The following is a 19,566-nucleotide window of genomic DNA, read 5'->3' as shown; positions in this document are numbered from 1 at the left end:
GCTCAGGGGGCGCTCTCCTGTTCCGCCACGGCGACCTGGTGGAGGGTGCGGCCGGTGCGGGCCGAACGCGCGTGGTACGGATCGGGGGTGCCGGGCCGGTCGTGGACGGCCTGCGGGTCGTTGGCCTTGATCAGCAACCAGGCCTCCGGCCCCCGGGTCCCGTCCTCGTCGTCGATGTGGAAGCGGGTGAGCGCGAACTCGCCGTGCAGTTTGGCCCCGTCGAGCCAGAAGGTGGCGTGTCCGCGTTCCAAGGACTCCGCGAACGGCACGGGAGCACCCGCGAGGTCATGGCTGGTCGGGCGGTAGGTGCCCTGGTCCCAGACGATCACGGTGCCGCTGCCCTGCTCGTCCTGCGGGATGACCCCCTCGAACTCGCGGTATTCCAGGGGATGGTCGTCCGTCGGCACCGCCAGTCTCTTGTCGCTCGGATTGTCCGAGGGGCCGCGCGGCACGGCCCAGGACTTCAGGACGCCGTCGACCTCCAGACGGAAGTCGAAGTGCATACGCCGGGCGTCGTGGATCTGCACCACGAAACGCCGTGTGCTCTCGCTGTCCACGCCTGATCCTTCCGCCGGGATGCGTCGGCCGGTGCGCGGCTGCCCGGCCGAGCCGCGCGAGCCCCGCACAGTCCGTCTCTCCACTGTGCCGCCGCGGACCGCGCACCGCACGACGGCGCCCGTACGCCGGCCCGGGTGCGGGGGACAGGTCAGCCGGTCTAGCGCGCGAGTGCCGCGTCGGCCGCCGCGCTGGAGCGGTGCCACCGCGTGGTCACCGGCTCCCGGACCCGGATCCCGTCCGGCGCGCCCAGGGCGGCGGCGCCGAACGTCCGCCCGCGGTGCGCGGGGTCGCCGGCGACCGTCAGCCGCTCCACCACCCGCAGCTCGGTGGCGGCCGGGTCCAGGGTGCGCACCGTGGCGTGTGCGGATCCGCCCGCCGGCACACGGTACGGCCCGCTCCCGCCTTCGGGTACCGGCAGGGCGGGGCCGTCCAGGTCACCGAGGACGACCGTGGGGACGCGGTCGACGACGCAGGCCCGGCGGACGTGGTCGGTGATGCTGATCCGGACCGTCCCGGGCAGTTCCGAGGCTGCCGCGGTGACGGTGCGGCGGTTCTCCCGGCAACCGGGCGGAGCGGGCGCGACGGCCGGCGAGGCCGTCGCGGCTCCCGCGGGGACCGACAGGGCGAGGGCCAGGCCGAGGGGAAGAACTGCTTCGGTACGGATGTGTATGTGTTGTCCGTTCCCCGATCCGGTGACTTCCACCCACGGCCGCCCGGTCCGGACCAGATCCTTGACGGAGCCTCGGACCGCTGCCTTAAATCAAGTGTTGAAAGATACGCATGGGGCGAGTGCTTCATGTGTTCATCTCTCGTGTGTATCTGTCATGCGCATGACTGTCATCCCCCACTCATCTCCCCCCACCCCGAAATGATGTGATGACCGTGCCTTCCCCCCATCACGCCGTACGCCGCCCCTCCAGGAGGCGCCGTACGACGCTCTACGCCGCACTCTCCCTGCTCTGCTGCTCCGTGGTCATGACCGCGCTTCCCGCCGGAGCCTCGGCCGCACCCGACCCCCACACGGCTGCGTCCTCCACGGCACCCGGGGCGCAGGCCGTGGCCTTCGAGGACACCTTCGACGGAGCCGCGGGCTCCGCCGTCGACGGCGGCAAGTGGCTCACCGAGACCGGCGACAACGTCAGCAACCACGAACGGCAGTACTACACCGGGGGCACCGACAACGCGGCCCTCGACGGCCAGGGCAACCTCGTCATCACCGCGCGCAAGGAGAACCCCGGCAACTACCAGTGCTGGTACGGGGCCTGCGAGTACACCTCGTCCCGCCTCAACACCTCCGGCAAGTTCACCGCGACGTACGGCCATGTCGAGTCCCGGATGAAGATCCCGCGCGGTCAGGGCATCTGGCCCGCCTTCTGGATGCTGGGCGCCGACATCGGCAGCGTCGGCTGGCCCAACAGCGGTGAGATCGACATCATGGAGAACGTCGGCTTCGAACCCGGCACCGTCCACGGCACCCTGCACGGCCCCGGCTACTCCGGCTCCGGAGGAATCGGTGCCGGCTACACCCTCCCCGGCGGGGCCGCCTTCGCCGACGACTTCCACACCTTCGCCGTCGACTGGGCCCCCGACTCCATCACCTGGTCCGTCGACGGCACCGTCTACCAGCGGAGGACGCCCGCGGACCTCAACGGCAACACCTGGGTCTTCGACAAGCCGTTCTTCCTCATCCTCAACCTCGCCGTCGGCGGCTACTGGCCCGGCGACCCGGACGGCAGCACCCCCCTCCCGCAGCAGCTCGTGGTCGACTACGTCCGTGTGACCACCGGCGACTGAGCACGGGCGCGGGGGCGGCGGCGGTCACCGCCGCCGCCCCCGCGCACCGACGTAGCATGATCCGCATGGAGCAGCGCACACTCGGCAGGACCGGCCGTGACGTATCGGTCGTAGGACAGGGCACCTGGCAGCTGGGCGGGGACTGGGGCGAGGTGCGGGAGGCCGACGCCTTCGGCGTCCTCGACGCCGCCGTCGCATCGGGAGTCACCTTCTTCGACACCGCCGACGTGTACGGCGACGGCCGCAGCGAACAGCTCATCGGCCGCTACCTGAAGGACCGGCCGGACGCGGACGTCCTCGTCGCCACCAAGATGGGCCGGCGCGTCGACCAGCTTCCGGAGAACTACGTACTGGACAACTTCCGCGCCTGGAACGACCGCTCGCGCGCCAACCTCGGCGTCGACACCCTCGATCTCGTCCAGCTGCACTGCCCGCCGACCGCCGTCTACTCCTCGGACGCCGTGTACGACGCCCTCGACACGCTCGTCGCCGAGCAGCGGATCGCGGCCTACGGGGTCAGCGTCGAGACATGCGCCGAAGCCCTCACGGCGATCGCCAGGCCGGGCGTCTCCAGCGTCCAGATCATCCTGAACCCGTTCCGCCTCAAGCCCCTCGACGAGGTCCTCCCGGCGGCGGCGGAGGCAGGCGTCGGCATCATCGCGCGCGTGCCGCTCGCCTCCGGGCTGCTCTCCGGGAAGTACACCGCCGACACGGTCTTCGCGCCCGAGGACCACCGCACCTACAACCGCCACGGCGAGGCGTTCGACCAGGGCGAGACGTTCTCCGGCATCGACTACGCGACCGGTGTGGCCGCCGCGGCGGAGTTCGCCGGGTTCGCACCCGAAGGCGCCACCCCGGCGGGGACCGCGCTGCGCTGGATCATCCAGCAGCCCGGTGTCACCAGCGTCATCCCCGGTGCGCGCTCCGTGGACCAGGCCCGGGCCAACGCGGCGGCGGCAGCGCTTCCGCCGCTGCCGCAGAGCACCCTGGACGCCGTGCGCGACCTCTACGACCGCCGCATCCGCGCGGAGGTCCACCCGCGCTGGTGAGCCTTGGGCTCAGTCGTCCTCGCCGTCGCCGTCCTCGGAGGGAGCCACCGCCGGGTCGGCCGGCGCGGGCGATTCGAGTCCGGCCGTCGGGGTGACTCCGGGATCCGGGGTGCCGGCGGCTCCGGTGTCCGGAGCGAAGAGGACCGTGCCGAGGTACACCGCCGCCAGGAAGGCGACCGTCCCGGCGACGGCGCTCGCCACACGCGGGCGGCGCCGGATCGCCTCACCCGTGCTCATCCTGCGGGTGGTCGCGGATCTGGCCGCCGATCTGGAGGCCCGGGGCGCGGGGGCCGCCCGTCTGCGGCCGGTGGCCTGCGGCAGCCGGTACGTCGACTGACCCCCGCCGGCCGGCCCACCCTGAGCCGGTGCGGGGACGGCCGGGGCGGCGGCCCGCCGGGAGGCAGGCCTCTGCTGGGGCAGCGGCTCGGGCCGCCCACGCCAGGCGTCCGTACGGAACCAGTCGGAGACCTGCTGCGCGGTCGGCCGGTCCTCGGGCTTCTTCGCCAGCAGACCCAGCAGATAGGAGTCGAAGGCGGGGGAGACGTCCACGCCCCGCTGCCTGACCGGCACCGGAGGGGTGTCCACGTGCTGGTAGAGCGTCGCGGTCGCCGTGTCCGAGCGGAACGGCGGCTGCCCGACCAGCAGTTGGTAGATGACACAGCCGAGTGAGTACATGTCCGACGCGGAGTCGGCCGTCCGCCCGAGAGCCCGCTCGGGAGCCAGGTACAGGCTCGTACCGACGATGTGGCCGGCCGTCGTCAGCGCCGTCGACGGATCGTCGACGAACTGGGCGATGCCGAAGTCCCCGATCTTCACCGACCCGTCGGCGTCCAGCATCAGGTTGCCCGGCTTGATGTCACGGTGCACGATGCCCTGCCGGTGCGCCGCGGCGAGGCCGGCCGCGGCCTCACCGGCGATCCGGGCGACCTGCTCGGGACGGACCGTCTCCTCGGCCTCCAGCAGATCCCCGAGACTCCTGCCCTCGACCAGCTCCATCACCAGGTAGAAGCGGTCCTCCCATGAGCCGAAGTCGAACACGGCCACCAGATGAGGGTGGCTCAGACGCGCGGCCGTCTGCGCCTCCAGGCGGAAGCGCGCGGTCGACGAGGCATCGGCCTGGTCGCCCAGCAGCAGCTTCACCGCCACGGCACGCCCCAGCACTTCGTCGGTGCCGCGCCACACCTCACCCATACCGCCACGGCCGATGGGGGATATCAGCCGGTACCGTCCAGCAACCAGCACCTGTGCACACCACTCTCGCATTGTGGACCGCTCCGACTGCCGCGGCGGCGACCTGAACGGGCTCATCGCCTCGGTACGGTGCGTCGGGGTGCGCGGCATGATCAGGATATCCGTCCCCTGGACCTCCGCTCGCCCCGCCCGTGACCGGGACACCGGATCCGGCCAATCGGTGGACCCGAGCGGCCTGTTCTCACCCTGCGGAGAGCCAGTCGAGCACGGCGGCGGCGGTGAATTCCTGCTGCCCGCCGGGGAAGAGCAGCTCCGCCTCCGTGAACGCCGCACCGTCCCCGGCCGCTTCGGTGTCCGGAATCGCGACGCAGCGCATCCCGGCCGCGTGCGCGGCCCGGACTCCGGGGACCGCGTCCTCCAGGACCACACAGGACTCCGGCGCCACACCCAGCCGCCGCGCCGCCTCCAGGAACACATCGGGTTCCGGCTTGCCGCGCGCCACCTCCTCGGCGGACACGTACAGGGGGAGGTGGGCGTCGAGCCCCGTGACCGCGAGCGTGGCCGCGATGGCGGCCCTGGACGACCCCGACGCCACCGCCATCGGCACGCCGCCCTCGTGCAGCCGCTCCACCAAGGCGCGCATCTCGGGGAAGGCGGTGGTGGACGCTCCGGCGAGCTCCAGGTAGAGGGCGTTCTTACCGGCCAGCAGCTCGTCGACCGGTGCCTCGATCCCGTACTCCTGGCGCAGGACGGTGAGCGTCTCACGGGTGCCGATCCCGATGAAGCGGGTGTGGTTCTCCCAGCTGAAGTCCCGCACGCCGTAACGGGCGAGGAGGCGGCGCCCCGCCTCGTAGTAGTTCGGCTCGCTGTCGATGAGGGTGCCGTCGAGATCGAAGAGGACCGACGGGGCGGACGCATGCGGGGTCTTCATGGCGTCCAGCATGCCCGACGGTGATCAGCCGGCGGCGTCCGCCGTCCGCCCCACCGCTTCGACCAGCGGCAGCACCCGATGGGCCACGCGCTCGCGCAGCGCCACCTCGGTCCGCGTCCTGACGACGCCGGGGAGCTGGATCAGCTGCTGGATCACGTCCTCCAGGTGGCCGTTGTCGCGGGCCACGACACGCGTCAGGAGATCGCCGCCCCCGGTCGTCGAGAACGCCTCGATGATCTCCGGTACGGCCGCGAGCGCGTCCCCGACCTCGTCCAGGTGCCCCTGGGTGACCTCCAGGTGGACGAAGGCGAGCACCGGGTGTCCGAGCGCGGCGGGGGAGAGGGCGGGGCCCGTGCCCGTGATCACCCCGTCCCGCTCCATGCGGTCGAGCCGGGCCTGGAGCGTGCCGCGCGCCACGCCGAGGAGGCGGGCGTACTCGCGCACGCTGGTGCGCGGCTGCTCGATGAGCAGCCGAAGGATCCGGGTGTCGAGGGCGTCCACCGCCATGTCCGGCTGTGCTCCTCCTGGCTCGGTGGCAGGTCGCCCGACTGTACCCAGGCCGGACACCGAGGCGCGGCATCGGCCGGTCCGCGGCGCCCGGCGGCGGTCGCCCGGCGGCAGGCCGCGTGTGTCAGGCCCTCCCGTGGTCAGGCCCTCGCGTGGTCAGGCCCTGCGCGTCAGAACCCGCGCGTCAGAGGGGCCGCAGTCGGGTGCGCAGGAGGCAGAACTCGTTGCCCTCCGGGTCGGCCAGGACGTGCCAGCTCTCGGTACCGGTCTGGCCGACGGCGGGCCGGGCGCCGAGGGCGAGCAGCCGCTCCAGCTCGGCGTCCTGGTCACGGTCGAAGGGGCTGACGTCGATGTGCAGCGGGAGCTTCCCGGCGCGCGGCTCGCGTCCGGCGCCGAGGACGAGGGTGGGCTGCGCACCGCCGAAGCCCTCGTCGGGCGGACCGATCTGGATGCTTCCGTCATCCTCCCGGTCGAGCTCGACGTAACCGAGGACCTCGCTCCAGAACGTGGCCATCCGGTCCGGGTCGGCGCAGTCGATGACCAACTCACTGATGCGGCATGCCATGTCCGGCAGTGTATGCGGACAGCCCGGGAGTTGATCGCGACGCCCGGGCTCCGTCGGAAGGTACGGCGGGGGCCCGCACGCCGAACCACTGCTCGGCGCCGTACTCCTCGAACCGCTCCGCCTCGGCGAACCCCGGCTTCGCGGCGAGGCGCACCGCGCTCCGCCATGACACAGGTGGGTCATGGCGGAGCGAGCGGGACCGTCCGGATGCCGCTACCGGGGGCCCGACGGGGTCAGCCGCAGCAGGGTGCCCTCGCCGTCGGCCGACAGGACGAGCGAACCGTCCGGGGCGGAGGCGATCCCGGCGAAGCGGCCGGCGAGCCCCGGCATGCCGTGGGCGAACAGCGTGGGTTCGGCGTCCGGAGGCAGGCGGACGGCGTCCGGCGACGGGCCGACCGGCAGGTCCTCCGCTTCCGTCCAGCTCGCGCCCGTGACGAGGGAGACCGCGCGCAGACTGCGGTGCGCCGTCTCCACGACGTACAACGCGTCGCCCACGACCGTCACTCCCTGCGGTGCGCCGAGGCCGTCGGCGACGACGGTCGTCCCGGCGTCCTCCTCCAGCCTGAGCACGGCGCCGGCCCGCTCGTCACTGACGTAGCACCGCCCCGCCGCGTCGAAGGCCACGTCGACCGGGCGGCCGAGCCCTTCCGCGAGCACCGTGACCCTGTCGCTCCCGTCGACGGCCACGATCCGGCCGCCTCCCGTCTCGGCGACGACGAGTGAGCCCGCCGGGTCCACCGCGATGCCCATGGGCCGGTTCAGCCCGCCCAGGCGGGTCCGCATCGACCCCTGCCGGGGGTCGTAGGTCCGGACGTCGCCGAACTGCGAGGTGAGGTGGAGGAGTCCACCGTCCGCCACGATGCCGTGCACGAAGGGCGCGAGGACCTGGCTGATCGGTTCACCCTCGTCCGCACCGGTGCCGCCGTCCCCTCCGGGGGACGCCGGGGGGCTCGCCACCCGGTAGTGGTCGGCCGCGTACACCGTGCCGCCGAGGTCGACGGTCACCCCGTAGGGGCCGTCGAACCCGCGTGGCACGATCACGCGGGTCCGCCCGTCCGGGTGCATCTCGGTGATGCCGCCACTCGCGTAGCTGGAGACGAACATGCGGTTCTCCGCGTCGAACGCCGCGTTGTCCAGCCCTGCCAGCCCACTCGTGACCAGCGTCCGGGACCCCGTGCCGTGCAGGTCGATCCGGGTCACCCGGCCCTCCGGCCCGAGCGAGAGGACGTGCAGGACGCCGTCGCGGTCGAAGCGCACCGCGACCGGACGGTCCACCTGGTCCGCGACCATCTCGGGTGCACCGCCGTCCGGCGGGATGCGCCAGATCTGCTCACTCATCATGTGCGGGTAGTAGAGGCAGCCGTCCGGACCGCGCTGCATCGCGTTGCCCATGGCGAGCCCCGCGGTGAGCACGGTGGGTCGGCCACCGTCGGGGAAGAGCTCCAGCAGGCGGCCGTCCGGCTTCATCTCGTTGACGAAGAGCCGGTCCCCGATGCAGGTGATCCCGTTGGGATTCTTCACCGCGTCGCTGACGAGGGTGTAGGCGCCCTGCGGGCTACGCCGCCAGACACGGCCCGGGACCAGGTCGGCGATGTACATCGAGCCGTCCGCCCCGAACGCGAGGTCGTCCGGTGACCGGACCGGCCCACCCGCCGGTACGACGACGTCGAGGTCGCCGTTGTCGAGATCGACCGCGCTGATCCGGCCGCCCAGGAACTCGGCGACGTACAGCCGCCCGTCCGGGCCGAACGCGATGCCGTTCGACCCCCACAGCGGGTTGGCCGGGTTGAGCCTCTCGGCGGACGGGTGGGCGCCCCGTCGGCCGGTCACGTCGAACCTGCTCGGCCGGCCGGCAGGCCGCTCGTCGCCGTCGCGCACCCCGCTCACCTGGCCTCGGTCATGACGTCGTTCATGCCGTCGCCCTCGCGCCAGGCCCTCAGCAGCTCGTGGAAGGCGACCGGGCCGTCGCCGAAGGACTCGCTCCGCGCCCGGGGCCTGCCCTCGTTGTTGTAGTACCCCGGGGTGCACTCCGCCTGGAACTCGTGCAGGCTCGCCGCCTTCCGGCGGATCGTGGCCACCCACTCCTCCTGCGCCCTGACCGTGGGCTCGACGCACCGGGCCCCGCGCCTGCGTGACTCGGCGACGACCTCCGCGACGTGCGTGGCCTGTTCGTCGAGGATGTGTACGTAGTTGACGGCGCTGGCGTTCTGCAGCGGCCCGAGCTGGAAGAAGTTCGGGAAGCCGTGGCTGTAGAACCCGTGCAGCGTCCTGGGGCCCTCGCTCCACGTCTGCAGGAGGGATGCCCCGCCCCGCCCGTACACAGGGAGCCGGCCGGACAGCACGCCCGAGACACCGACCTCGAAGCCGGTCGCGAAGATGATGCAGTCGACCTCGTACTCGGTCCCGCCCACCACCACGGCGTTGCGGGTGATGCGTTCGACACCGTGGCTGTCGGCGGTGTCGACCAGGGTCACATGGGGGTGGTTGAAGGTCTGGAGGTAGTGGTCGCTGAACGTGGGCCGCTTGCACATGTAGCGGTACCAGGGCTTGAGCTTCTCCGCGGTCTCGCTGTCCTCGACCACGGAGTCCACGCGGGCACGGATCTCGTTCATCTTCTGGAAGTCGGCCAGTTCGTAGGCGCGTTCACGCTCCTCGGCGGGAACGTCCCTGTAGGCGTCGGTCGGGATGAGCTTCTCCTGCAGACGGGCGGTGCTCGTCCAGGCGTCGTCCACCAGGTCCTCGTCCACCGGCTTGCCGGTGACGACCTTGAGGAAGTTCTCCATCCGGCGGCGCTGCCAGCCCGGTTCGAGCGACGTGGCCCACTCCGGGTCGGTGGGCCGGTTGTCCCGCACGTCGACGGAGGACGGCGTGCGCTGGAACACGTACACCTGCCGCGCGTCGGCTCCGAGGTGCGGGACGACCTGGATGGCGGTCGCACCCGTGCCGATCAGTGCCACGCGCTTGTCGGCGAGCCCGGTCAGGCCGCCGCTCTGGTCGCCGCCGGTGTAGTCGTAGTCCCAGCGGCTGGTGTGGAAGGTGTGGCCCTCGAAGGTCTCGATGCCCGGGATGCCGGGCAGCTTCGCCTGGCTGAGCGTCCCACTGGACACCACCACGTAGCGGGCCCTGATGAGGTCTCCGCGGTCCGTGCCGACCGTCCACTCCGACGTGCTGTCGTCCCAGCGCAGTTCGGTCACGGCGGTCTGGAAGCAGGCGTCACGGTAGAGGTCGAAGTGCCGTGCGATCGCCTCCGAGTGCTCGCGGATCTCCTCGCCCGGGGCGTACTTCCACTTCGGGACGTAGCCGACCTCCTCGAGCAGAGGCATGTAGGTGTACGCGTCGATGTCGCAGTGGATGCCCGGATACCGGTTCCAGTACCAGGTGCCTCCGAAATCTCCGCCCTTCTCGATCACGCGGATCGTCTCGACGCCCGCCTGGCGCAGCCGTGCCGCGGCGAGGAGCCCACCGAAACCGCCACCGACGATCACCGCGTCCACCTGGTCCGTCAGGGGCTCACGGGTGAAGTCGGGGTCGGCGTGGGGATCGGCGTCGTAATAGCCGAACTCGCCCGTGGTGCGCTGGTACTGGGCGCTGCCGTCGGGGCGGATCCGCCGGTCGCGTTCCTGCCGGTACTTCAGGCGCAGTGCTTGGGGATCGAACCCCAGCCGGTGTGTGTCCGGGCCGGTGGGCGGTATGGGTGAGGTGTGGGGGGAGGGCATGTGCGGCCTCATTCCTCTGGATTCGTCTCGGGGGATGGATCCGGTGCCGATGTCCGACGAGTGGTCCGCGCGGAGAGGGCGGGGGCGAGGGGAGGGAGTGGTCGTCACTCGGCGTCCGCGAAGTCACCGGACGGGGTGTCCGGGGACGATTCCCCTCGGTCTCCTGGGACTTGTGCCGTGCGCCGTACCGCGCTAGTGCAGCATACATATCGTGTGGTCGATACATATCGAGGGTCACCCGGGGAGCAGGGTGAAGCTGTCCGGAAATGGTCGCCCGTCCGTCCGCGGCGGCGGCTCCCGCCGCTCTCCGCGCTGGAAAGGGCGCCGGCGGAGATGGCCGGAAGCGGTGGAGCGAACGGTCGGGCCGCATGCGCGTCCGAGTGGGCCGTCGGCGACAGCCCGCACGGACGGGGCCTCAGACCGCGGACCAGCCGTTGTCGACAGGCAGGATCGCCCCGTTGATGTTGCTCGCCGCGTCGGATGCCAGGAAGACGATGGCCGCCGCCTGCTCGTCCGCCTGCGCGGGGGTGCCGACGTTGCCCATGTAGGGGGCGAGGGCTGCGGGCCCGTGGGCGCCCCGGTCCGCGTCGACCCTGATGTTGGTGAGGGTGCCGCCCGGGGCGATGGCGTTGGTGCGGATCCCCTTGTCGCGGTACATGACCGCCAGGGACTTGGTCAGACCGGCGATGCCGTGCTTGGAGGCGGTGTAGGCCGCACCCGCCGCGCTGCCCCGCAGGGAGGCCTCGGAGGCGGTGAACACGATGGCGCCCCTGCTCACGGCCAGCATGTGCGGGAGCACGGCCCGGGTGAGACGGAACGGGGCCGTGAGGTTGATGCCGATGACGCGCTCCCACTCGTCGTCACCGGTGTCGGCGGCCGCCGACATGCTGTCCATGACCCCGGCGTTGTTGACCAGGACGTCTATCCCGCCGAACTCCGCCGCCGCCGTTGCCGCGACCCGGTCGACCACGGCCTGGTCCCGCAGGTCCCCGATCACGGTGACCGCCGTGCCCCCGGCCTGCGCCACCTCCCCGGCGACCTTCCCGGCCGACGCGGGATCGACGTCGGCTATCACGACGCGCGCGCCCTCCGCCGCGAACCGCAGGGCGACGGCCCGGCCGATGCCCGATCCGGCTCCGGTGACGATGACGCTGCGGCCGGGGCCGCTGGTGGTGACGCTCACGAGACGCTCCTTGAGATCGGCGATTCCGCCGTCACGTTACGTTATTGGCGGGCCGTGCCATGATGTCGGATCGCGCCAGAAAGAACATCGCTACGATGGGCGCAGCCGGGAAGAAAGGTGGCCGAACGCCGTGGGAACCGCACACGCCGGCGGGACGAAGGGACGTCCTCGCGCCACCGCCGGATCGGCGACGGAGGACGGAGCGCGCCTGGGCCGCCCTCCGCTGACCGAACGCCGCAAGGCCGCCACCCGGCTGGAGATCGCCCGCGAAGCCGTACGGCTCTTCGCCGACCGCGGCGTGGCCGCGACGACCGCCGACGACATCGCCGCGGCGGCGGGCATCTCGCAGCGGACCCTGTGGCGCTACACCTCGTCGAAGGAGCTGTGCGTCAGCCCGCTGCTGACCTACGCCCTCGACTCCGTCACCGTGCTCATGAGGTCGTGGCCGCGCGACCGGCCGCTGGCCGAGGCCGTCTCCGGCGGCCCGTCCGCACTCACGGCCTCCGCCTCCACCGACGCCGAAGCCCTGCGCGACCTGGTCCTGCTCACCCGCACCGAGCCCGGGCTGCGGGCCGTCTGGCTCCAGGTCCACCACGACGCCGAGCGGGTCTTCGCCGAGGTCATCGCCGAGCGCACGGGGCAGGCGCCGGACGCCCTCGAACCGCGGGTGCAGGCGACCCTGTTCAACGGTGCGCTGCGCATCGCCGTCGAGCAGTGGGCCTGGGGCGCGGACCCACGCCCGGACTCGCTGCCGGGCGCGATCGCCCGCGCGCTGGGCATCGCCCGGGCCGGTCTGTCCGGCTGAGGGGGACGCGCGGGGCCGGGCGCCCCCTAGGTGTCCTGTCGGTCCGACCGTCCACGTGTCCGGTCGATCGGACCGTCGTTGATCACGGCATGAACCTGCGGTCGATGTCCCTCGCGCTCGTTGCCCTGCTGAGTACGGCCGGCTGCGTGTCCGTACAGGCCGAGACCGGCCTGCCGGCTCCCGTGGCGTCCGTGCGTTCCGGCAACGCCCCCGCCGCGCAGGCCTCCACGGAGCCCAGCGCGCCGGCGGCGGTGCACGACGCCCTGGGGAAGGCCGAGGAACGGCCGCGCAAGGAGAAGCGGAAGAGGGCGGAGAAGCTGCGGGCGCCGGTCCGGCAGCCGGAGGCGATCGCGCCTCCGGCCCGTCGGCCGGCCGGGAACCGGCCCCGCCACCAGGCCCCGCCCCGTCGGGAGCCCCGCCGCGCCCACCCTCCGCGCGTGGCCCGGCCGGCCCAGCCGCACGACATGCGCACCGTCTGCGCGACCGGCCGTGGGGTCGCGTCCGCCGACATCGTCGACCTGTGCCGCGCCACGTACGGCCGCTGACGGGGATCGGGGCCGACCTCGTGGAGCGGGCGGGGAGGTGTCGGTCCGTCACGACCGAGCCGCGCCGCACGTCCCGTAGCCGGCCGGGGGAGCCGTGACGACAGGGCGTCGAGGAGTGGGCACCGGGTGGTCACCGGACCTTCACTCCGGCGGTCGGTTACCTGGGCCGCACCGGGCACCCGACGGAGTATCACCGGTCGGGAGGTACGTGCCGTGATCGCTGTCGCCGTTCTGATCGTGCCCGCGCTCGCATTGCTGCTCTACGGGATGGACCGTTTCGAGGACCGGCTGTTCGGCAGGCCGACGGCGCGCCATGCGCGAGGCCGGCACCTACGGCTGGTCGACGGCACGGGTGGCACCGGTGATGCCGTGGAGCGTCGTCGGCGTGAGCATCGCCGCGACGCCGCGTGACAAGCCCGGGGATTCGGCGGGCCGCCCCTCTCTTCACGGAGTGACACCGCGGAACGGCACCGTCGGCCCGTCCGGGAGAGGTCCGGAAGGCAGCAACCGCGGATGGCCCGAGGGCATAGGACCGCGCCATGGGGTTACGCGGTGGGTATGGCGAAGCTTCGTTTTCCAGGACGTGAGGACCACCGCGGCAGCCGCCCGGTGCCGGAGCCGGAGGAGGCCGGGCCCCGGCCGGAGGTGGAGGAGGCGGCGCCCGGAAAGCCGACGGAACTGCCCGGGCGGGCGTGGGGCGCGGTACTGAAGGGCTCCCTGAGGGAGTTCAAGGAGGACGAGCTGACGGATCGCGCCGCGGCGCTGACCTACTACGGGGTGCTGTCGCTGTTCCCGGCCCTGCTCGTGCTGGTGTCGCTGCTGGGCATCACCGGCAGGTCGGCCACCGACAGGCTCGTGTCCAACCTCAGCCGGCTGGCACCCGGCTCGGCTCGCGACATCATCACCCAGGCGGTGGAGGAGCTGCGGGACAGCGCCGGCACCGGATCGGTCATGGCGATCGCCGGCCTGGTGCTGGCCGTGTGGTCGGCCTCCGGTTATGTGGCGGCGTTCATCCGTGCGGCGAACGCCGTCTACGACATGCCCGAGGGCCGGCCGGTCTGGAAGATCCTTCCCGTGCGGGTCGGCGTGACGGTCGTGCTGATGGTGCTGGCCGTGGCGAGCGCGGTCATCGTGGTGTTCACCGGCGGTCTCGCGCGCCAGGCCGGCGGAGCACTGGGTATCGGCGACTCGGCCCTGACGGTGTGGTCGATCGCCAAGTGGCCCGTTCTGATCGTCCTGGTCATCGTCATGATCGCGATTCTCTTCTGGGCGACGCCCAACGCCAAGGTCAAGGGATTCCGCTGGGTCACCCCGGGCAGCTTCCTGGCACTGGCGTTGTGGCTGGCAGCGTCGGCGGGCTTCGCCCTGTACGTCGCGAACTTCGCCTCCTACAACAAGACCTACGGCACCATGGCCGGCGTCGTCGTCTTCCTCGTATGGCTCTGGATCAGCAACCTGGCGATTCTCTTCGGCCTGGAATTCGACGCGGAGACTGCGAGGCAACGGGCCATCGCAGGCGGGCACCCGCCCGACGCCGAGCCCTACACGCGGCCCCGTGACACCCGTACGTGGGACGAGGGCGACCTGCGCCGACTGGGCGACGTGTGACCGCCCCCCTGCAGGCCCGCTCGCCCGACCGCTCCGCCCTGCCGGCGCCGGGCGCGGTCCGGCTGCCGTCCGGGACAGAGGGTGCCGCGCCCCGGCCTGAACCGCACGGTCGGGGGTACGCGTGGGCTCACGGACCGCCGGGGCCTCAGTGCATCCCGGCCGACCAGGAAGGACATGAGGTGACTGCCATGTCGAGTGCACAGCCGCACTCCACAGGATCTGACCGCACCGCTCCGGCTTCCCAGACTGCGCCGGTGGGTGAGCTGGTGGAGCGTGCCTCCCACCAGCTGACCGAACTGGTGCGCGGCGAGCTGAGGCTGGCTCAGGCGGAGATGAAGGAGAAGGGCAGGCGCTACGGCAAGGGCGGCGGGCTGTTCGGCGGGGCCGGGGTGGCCGGGTTCCTGATGCTCGAGGCCCTGGTGGTGACCGCGATCGCCGCGCTGGCGGTGGTCCTGCCCGTGTGGGCCGCGGCGCTGATCGTCACGGCCGTGCTCGGCGCGATCGCCGCGCTCATGGCCCTGACCGGCAAGAGGCAGGTCGACAAGGCGGCGCCCCCCGCGCCCGAGCAGGCGATCGAGAACGTGAAGGCCGACGTGGCCGAGATCAAGGAGAGTGTTCACCGATGACCAAGCCGTTCGACGAGAAGCCCGGCACCCCCAGCCCCCAGGAGCTGCGCGAGCAGGTCGAGCAGACCCGCGAGCAGCTCGGGGAGACCGTCGAGGCCCTGGCGGCCAAGGCCGACGTGAAGGCCCGGGCCAAGGAGAAGTCCGTCGAGATCAAGGAGAAGTCGTCCGAGATCAAGGCGCAGGCCGAGGCCAAGGCCGGGGAGCTGAAGGCGAAGGCCGCCGAGGCCGCGCACCAGGTGCAGGACAGCGTGCCCGACCCGGTCAAGGACAAGGCGGCCAAGGCTGCCGACCAGGTTCGCATCAAGGCGGCACAGGCCGGGGACGCGTGGGAGGAGAAGGCGCCCGAGCCGGTGCGGCACGCCACGGCGCAGGGTGTTCGTGCGGTGCGTGACAACCGCACTGTGCTTCTGGTGGCCGCCGGTGCGGCCGTCGCCGCGTGGGTGACCCTTCGCCGCAGGAAGGGGTGAGTCGGCGCGGCCCCGGAGGCCGCCTCCTCTCCCGTAAATCCGGTCCGAGGGGCCAGGCCCGGAGCCGGGCGTGTGAAGAGGGCGCCGGTGCGTGTCGCACCGGCGCCCTCTTCTGTCGCCTCGGCACTCGGGTGCGGCCAATGGTCACCTCGTGGTACAGATCAGACCTCTCCTGATGGGCCAATGGCTCAGTCCAACGGTCACCTGTTGAGCCAGCAGTCGGCAGCGTGGTCTGATGGACCCGTCGATGGCGCTGCGGATTCCGTGGCGCCCTTTTTCATGAGAAGGGGCGGGGCATCCGTGCTGAAGAGGGCGTTCGTGGCTCCGGACCCGGGGCGGTTGCGTCTGCGTCACGCGACCAGGGCCGTCCTGGGCATCGGGCTGGCAGTCGTCGTGTGCGGCCTGGCCGGCCACTCGCTCGTCGGCGCCATCACCGGCGGGCTCGCGGCGCTTCTGGCCCTTTTCACGGTCCTGGACCCCACCGTGCGCGGTCAGGCGGTCACCACGGCGCTCCTCCCTGTGGCCGGCCTGCCGGTGTTCGCCCTCGCGGCCGCGCTGCACGACCTTCCCGTGGCGCGTGACCTGGCCTTCCTCGCGGTCATGGGCGCGGGCGTCTATGCCAGGCGATGGGGGCCGCGTGGCCACTCGCTCGGGGTGTTCGCCTTCATGGCCTTCTTCATCACCCAGTTCCTGCACACCCTGCCCGAGCAGCTGCCCGAGGTGTACTCCGCCGTCCTGCTCTCACTCGTCACCGCCTCGGCCGTCCGCTTCGGGCTCTGGTGCTACGAGCGACGGCTGCCCGTGGCGGCGGTGCTCGCCCCCGTGACGGGCCGGGGGCTGGCCAGGGCGACCACGCGTCAGGCGGTCCAGGCGACGGCGGGCGGTGCCCTGGCGCTGCTGGCGGGTCAGCTCCTCTCCGGGGAACGCTGGTACTGGGCCGTCGGCGCCACGTGGTGGGTCTTCGTCAACACGGCCTCGCGCGGCGAGACCCTGGTCCGGAGTTTCCGTCGGGTGCTGGGGACGCTGGCCGGCATCCCCGTCGGGCTGCTCGTCATCGCTCCGCTGCACGGCGCGGCGCTGCCCTCCGCCGCCCTCGTGGCGCTCGGTGTCTTCGGGATCTTCTACACCGCCGCCGTCTCCTACACCTGGATGATGTTCTCCGTGACGGTCCTGGCGGGCACGCTCTACGGGCTGCTGGGCGTCCTCGATCCGGCGCTGCTCGCGCTGCGTCTCCTGGAGACCGGGGTCGGGGCCCTCGGCGCGATGGTCGCGGTGCTCGTCATCCTGCCGGTCACCACCCACGCCACGACCGACGCCTGGATCCAGCGTGCTCTGCGCTGCGTGCACGTCTGCACCGCCGAGGCGGCCGCCCGGCTGGCGGGCTCGGCGACCGCCGATCCCGCGCCCCGGGTGGCCGAACTGGAAGTGCTTCTCGGGCGCGTACGCCTCTCCCTCGGCCCGCTGGTGCATCCGCTGAGCCCGCTCCGCGCCCGTAAGGCACGGGCCGGGCAGGTGCTCGCCCTGCTCGACGTCTGCGCTCGTGAGGTGCGGGGTCTGGCGTCGGTCGCGGCGGACCCGGAGGCGTCCCATGACGCCCGGCTGGCCGCCGCCTGCTGGCGCGTCGAGGCCTCGGTGGAGGCGCTGACGACGCCGCCCGTACGGAGGGACCGCGCGCCGGCGCTCGTCGGAGCGCTTCCGCCCGCCGGTGTCACCGAACCCGCGCTCGCCCATCTGCACAGCCTGGAAAGGGCGCTCGCCGAGCTCGCCGCACCCTTGCACAGCTCGCCGCGCGCCCCGCTGATCGGAGCCTGATCCCCTCCCCGTCCTCCCTTTGGTCCGGGCCGAAAAGCGCTGCCTGCTACCGTCGGCCGGAAGATCGTGACGGACGTGAAGAGGGGTAGCGCGATGGGCGCCGACCACGCACAGCGGGCATTCATAGGGTCGTTCACCTCGGCGGGCGGCCGTGGCATCACGGTCGCCGCCGTCGACCGGGACACGGGGGCGCTGACGGTGCTCGCCTCCACGGATGCCGTCGCCGACCCGTCCTTCCTCACCGTCGGCCACGCTCCAGGCGCGGACGGCACCGTGCTGTACGCGGTCAGCGAGGCCGACGAAGGTGCCGCCGCGGCCTTCGCCGTCGATGACGACGGCACTCCGCGGCTGATCGGCGAGGTGCGGCCGGTGGACGGGAGCGGTCCCACGCACCTGGCCCTCGCCGAGGACCATCTCCTCACCGCCAACTACGGGTCCGGCAGCGTCACCATGCTGCCGGTGTCCGACGACGGCACGCTCGGCCCGGCGGCGGCCGTGCTGCGGCACGAGGGCCGCGGACCGGACGACGGCCGGCAGTCCGGCCCGCACGCGCATCAGGTGCTGGCCGACCCCTCGGGGCGGTGGGTGCTGAGCGTGGACCTCGGGACGGACTCCGTACGCGTCTGCGCCGTCGACCCGGCCAAGGGCTCCCTGCTGCCGCACTCCGAGACAGCACTGCGGCCGGGGACGGGACCGCGCCATCTCGCCTTTCACCCGTCCGGGCGACACGCCTACGTCCTGAACGAGCTGGAACCGACCGTCACCGTGTGCCGCTGGGACGCCGTCGCCGGGCTTCTCGAGCCGCTCGGGGAGGCGCCGGTGCTGCCGTACGACCACGACGAGGGTGCCGCCGTGCGTACGTATCCGTCGGAGGTGGTGGTCTCGCACGACGGCCGGTTCCTGTGGACCGCCAACCGGGGGCACGACAGCATCTCGGTCCTCACGCTCGACGAGACGGCCGAGAAGCCCGTCCTGGCGGCGGCCGTGGGCTGCGGCGGACGCTGGCCCCGTGATCTCACCCTCGATCCCTCGGGGCAGTGGCTCTACGCCGCCAACGAGCACTCGGGGAACGTCAGCTGGTTCGCCGTGGACGCGGAGACGGGTGTTCCGGAGCACGCCGGCTCCGTCGAGGTCCCGGCCGCCTCCTGCGTGGTCTTCGCCTGACCTCGGGTCCCTGCCCCGGCGGGCGCCGAGACAGGGACCCGCGACGCCGTGAGGCGCGGACCGGAGGGAACCGGTCCGCGCCTCGTCGTCCGGGTGCGGGGTGGCGCGGATCAGTGCGCCGGAGCCCCCTGCGGCGTCGCGGGGGTGATCCCCAGCGTCGTCGCGTACAGCGAGAGCACGAGCTTGCCGATGGCCGGGTACGCGCCGAGCGGCTCGGCGGTCGCGCAGCCGGCCTCCTTCGCGGCCGCGTCCAGCAGCCCGGCGTCGATCTCCGGGCCCACCAGGTACGGCGCGAGCGCGAGCTGCGCGGAGCCGGAGTTCTGCAGCTGCGCCGCGATCGAGGCCACCGACCCCTCCACGTCCAGGGCCGCCGCCATCACGGGCACCGCGAGCCGGGCGGCCAGCAGCATGCCGGTGATCCCGGCGGCCTGCACGGCCTCCTCGCCCCCGACCGTGGCCAGCACGATGCCGTCGGCCGCGGTCGCCACGGTGAAGAGCCGCGCCCGGTCGGCACGTGCCAGGCCGGCCTCCGAGAGGCGCACGTGCAGAGCCTCGGCGAGCAGCGGGTGCGGACCGAGGACGTCGGTCAGCTCCGCCTGCGTACCGCTCTCCATGACGGCCTGCCGTATGCGCCGGATCAGGGCGCTGTCCGGCCCCGCGAGCAGCGGCACCACGACGGCGGACGGGCCCGAGGGCTCGGCGACCTCGCGGCCGGCGGCGGTGGCCTGCTCGTAGCGCGCGGTGCGCTCGGCTGCGGCATGGGTGAGTACGGAGGCGAGCGCCGGATATTCGGCGTCGTCGCCGTCGAGATAACCGATCTGCGCGTTCAGGCCGGGCAGCTCGGATCGGGCGATGCTGATGACTTCCTCGGCCAGGCTGCGCGAGGCCGGGGAAGGGGTACCGGGAAGGGCAAGAACGAGCGCGGCAGCGCCCTCAGGTGCGACCACGGGCTCCGGGCGGCGGTGCCGTCCGGACTGGCGAGGTCGCGGCATTCGTACAGGCAGGCCGGAAGCGGGCCCAGTGGGGGTGCTCATGGCGCCGCATG

At 72.5% G+C, this 19,566-nt stretch carries 20 protein-coding genes; 10 read left to right on the top strand and 10 right to left on the bottom strand.

Annotation, left to right across the window (positions count from 1 at the left end):
* Positions 1-2: 2 nt before the first annotated feature.
* Together OG488_RS03960 and OG488_RS03955 are read right to left on the bottom strand one after the other, a co-directional pair.
* Complete coding sequence (locus OG488_RS03960; protein ID WP_329238417.1) at positions 3-578, bottom strand: DNA polymerase ligase N-terminal domain-containing protein; 576 nt, start codon at positions 576-578, stop codon at positions 3-5.
* 137 nt (positions 579-715) lie between these two features.
* Complete coding sequence (locus tag OG488_RS03955; protein ID WP_329225945.1) at positions 716-1,261, bottom strand: hypothetical protein; 546 nt, start codon at positions 1,259-1,261, stop codon at positions 716-718.
* A gap of 173 nt (positions 1,262-1,434) precedes the next feature.
* Between OG488_RS03955 and OG488_RS03950 the strand changes: the two genes are divergently transcribed.
* Both OG488_RS03950 and OG488_RS03945 read left to right on the top strand, forming a co-directional pair.
* Positions 1,435-2,352, top strand: coding sequence for a glycoside hydrolase family 16 protein (locus tag OG488_RS03950; protein ID WP_329225942.1), 918 nt, complete (start codon positions 1,435-1,437; stop codon positions 2,350-2,352).
* Positions 2,353-2,408: 56 nt separating this feature from the next.
* Complete coding sequence (locus OG488_RS03945) at positions 2,409-3,401, top strand: aldo/keto reductase (protein ID WP_329225940.1); 993 nt, start codon at positions 2,409-2,411, stop codon at positions 3,399-3,401.
* Between the two features lie 9 nt (positions 3,402-3,410).
* Here OG488_RS03945 and OG488_RS03940 read toward each other — a convergent pair whose 3' ends face one another.
* The 7 genes from OG488_RS03940 to OG488_RS03910 form a co-directional block, all read right to left on the bottom strand.
* Positions 3,411-4,592: a serine/threonine-protein kinase gene (locus OG488_RS03940; protein ID WP_406466254.1), complete on the bottom strand. Its 1,182-nt coding sequence runs from the start codon at positions 4,590-4,592 to the stop codon at positions 3,411-3,413.
* 241 nt (positions 4,593-4,833) lie between these two features.
* Positions 4,834-5,523 carry an HAD family hydrolase gene (locus tag OG488_RS03935; RefSeq protein ID WP_329225936.1) on the bottom strand — a complete coding sequence of 230 codons (690 nt, stop codon included), beginning with the start codon at positions 5,521-5,523 and terminating at the stop codon, positions 4,834-4,836.
* 24 nt (positions 5,524-5,547) lie between these two features.
* The gene (locus OG488_RS03930) at positions 5,548-6,030 is read right to left on the bottom strand and encodes an Lrp/AsnC family transcriptional regulator (RefSeq protein ID WP_329225934.1); all 483 of its coding nucleotides are present in this window, start codon (positions 6,028-6,030) and stop codon (positions 5,548-5,550) included.
* Between the two features lie 184 nt (positions 6,031-6,214).
* Entirely contained in the window at positions 6,215-6,595 is a 381-nt protein-coding gene (locus OG488_RS03925) for a VOC family protein (protein ID WP_329225932.1), read from the bottom strand.
* A 213-nt stretch (positions 6,596-6,808) separates the two neighbouring features.
* Complete coding sequence (locus OG488_RS03920) at positions 6,809-8,473, bottom strand: hypothetical protein (RefSeq protein WP_443074205.1); 1,665 nt, start codon at positions 8,471-8,473, stop codon at positions 6,809-6,811.
* 5 nt (positions 8,474-8,478) lie between these two features.
* Positions 8,479-10,311, bottom strand: a complete 1,833-nt coding sequence (locus OG488_RS03915) for a flavin-containing monooxygenase (protein ID WP_329225930.1) — start codon at positions 10,309-10,311, stop codon at positions 8,479-8,481.
* Positions 10,312-10,726: 415 nt separating this feature from the next.
* Positions 10,727-11,494 carry an SDR family NAD(P)-dependent oxidoreductase gene (locus tag OG488_RS03910; RefSeq protein WP_329225928.1) on the bottom strand — a complete coding sequence of 256 codons (768 nt, stop codon included), beginning with the start codon at positions 11,492-11,494 and terminating at the stop codon, positions 10,727-10,729.
* Positions 11,495-11,624: 130 nt separating this feature from the next.
* Between OG488_RS03910 and OG488_RS03905 the strand changes: the two genes are divergently transcribed.
* The 8 genes from OG488_RS03905 (at position 11,625) to OG488_RS03870 (ending at position 18,521) form a co-directional block, all read left to right on the top strand.
* Positions 11,625-12,299, top strand: coding sequence for an acyl-CoA-like ligand-binding transcription factor (locus tag OG488_RS03905; RefSeq protein ID WP_329225926.1), 675 nt, complete (start codon positions 11,625-11,627; stop codon positions 12,297-12,299).
* 104 nt (positions 12,300-12,403) lie between these two features.
* Entirely contained in the window at positions 12,404-12,844 is a 441-nt protein-coding gene (locus OG488_RS03900) for a hypothetical protein (protein WP_329225924.1), read from the top strand.
* Between the two features lie 213 nt (positions 12,845-13,057).
* Positions 13,058-13,255 (top strand): hypothetical protein, encoded by a 198-nt coding sequence (locus OG488_RS03895; RefSeq protein WP_329225922.1) that lies wholly within the window; start codon positions 13,058-13,060, stop codon positions 13,253-13,255.
* 147 nt (positions 13,256-13,402) lie between these two features.
* Positions 13,403-14,452 carry a YihY/virulence factor BrkB family protein gene (locus OG488_RS03890; protein ID WP_329225920.1) on the top strand — a complete coding sequence of 350 codons (1,050 nt, stop codon included), beginning with the start codon at positions 13,403-13,405 and terminating at the stop codon, positions 14,450-14,452.
* A 254-nt stretch (positions 14,453-14,706) separates the two neighbouring features.
* Positions 14,707-15,078 carry a phage holin family protein gene (locus OG488_RS03885; RefSeq protein WP_329225918.1) on the top strand — a complete coding sequence of 124 codons (372 nt, stop codon included), beginning with the start codon at positions 14,707-14,709 and terminating at the stop codon, positions 15,076-15,078.
* Positions 15,075-15,545, top strand: a complete 471-nt coding sequence (locus OG488_RS03880; RefSeq protein ID WP_329225916.1) for a DUF3618 domain-containing protein — start codon at positions 15,075-15,077, stop codon at positions 15,543-15,545. Before OG488_RS03885 ends, OG488_RS03880 begins: the two co-directional genes overlap by 4 nt.
* Before the next feature lie 300 nt (positions 15,546-15,845).
* Complete coding sequence (locus OG488_RS03875) at positions 15,846-17,357, top strand: FUSC family protein (protein ID WP_329225914.1); 1,512 nt, start codon at positions 15,846-15,848, stop codon at positions 17,355-17,357.
* A 93-nt stretch (positions 17,358-17,450) separates the two neighbouring features.
* Positions 17,451-18,521, top strand: coding sequence for a lactonase family protein (locus OG488_RS03870; RefSeq protein WP_329238412.1), 1,071 nt, complete (start codon positions 17,451-17,453; stop codon positions 18,519-18,521).
* 110 nt (positions 18,522-18,631) lie between these two features.
* Here OG488_RS03870 and OG488_RS03865 read toward each other — a convergent pair whose 3' ends face one another.
* Positions 18,632-19,555: a sirohydrochlorin chelatase gene (locus OG488_RS03865; RefSeq protein ID WP_329225912.1), complete on the bottom strand. Its 924-nt coding sequence runs from the start codon at positions 19,553-19,555 to the stop codon at positions 18,632-18,634.
* Positions 19,556-19,566: the final 11 nt, after the last annotated feature.

The sequence above is a fragment of the Streptomyces sp. NBC_01460 genome (assembly GCF_036227405.1).
Classification (GTDB): Bacteria; Actinomycetota; Actinomycetes; order Streptomycetales; family Streptomycetaceae; genus Streptomyces.
Note: the sequence above shows the minus strand (reverse complement) of the source record. Positions and strands in the feature narration are given on the sequence as shown.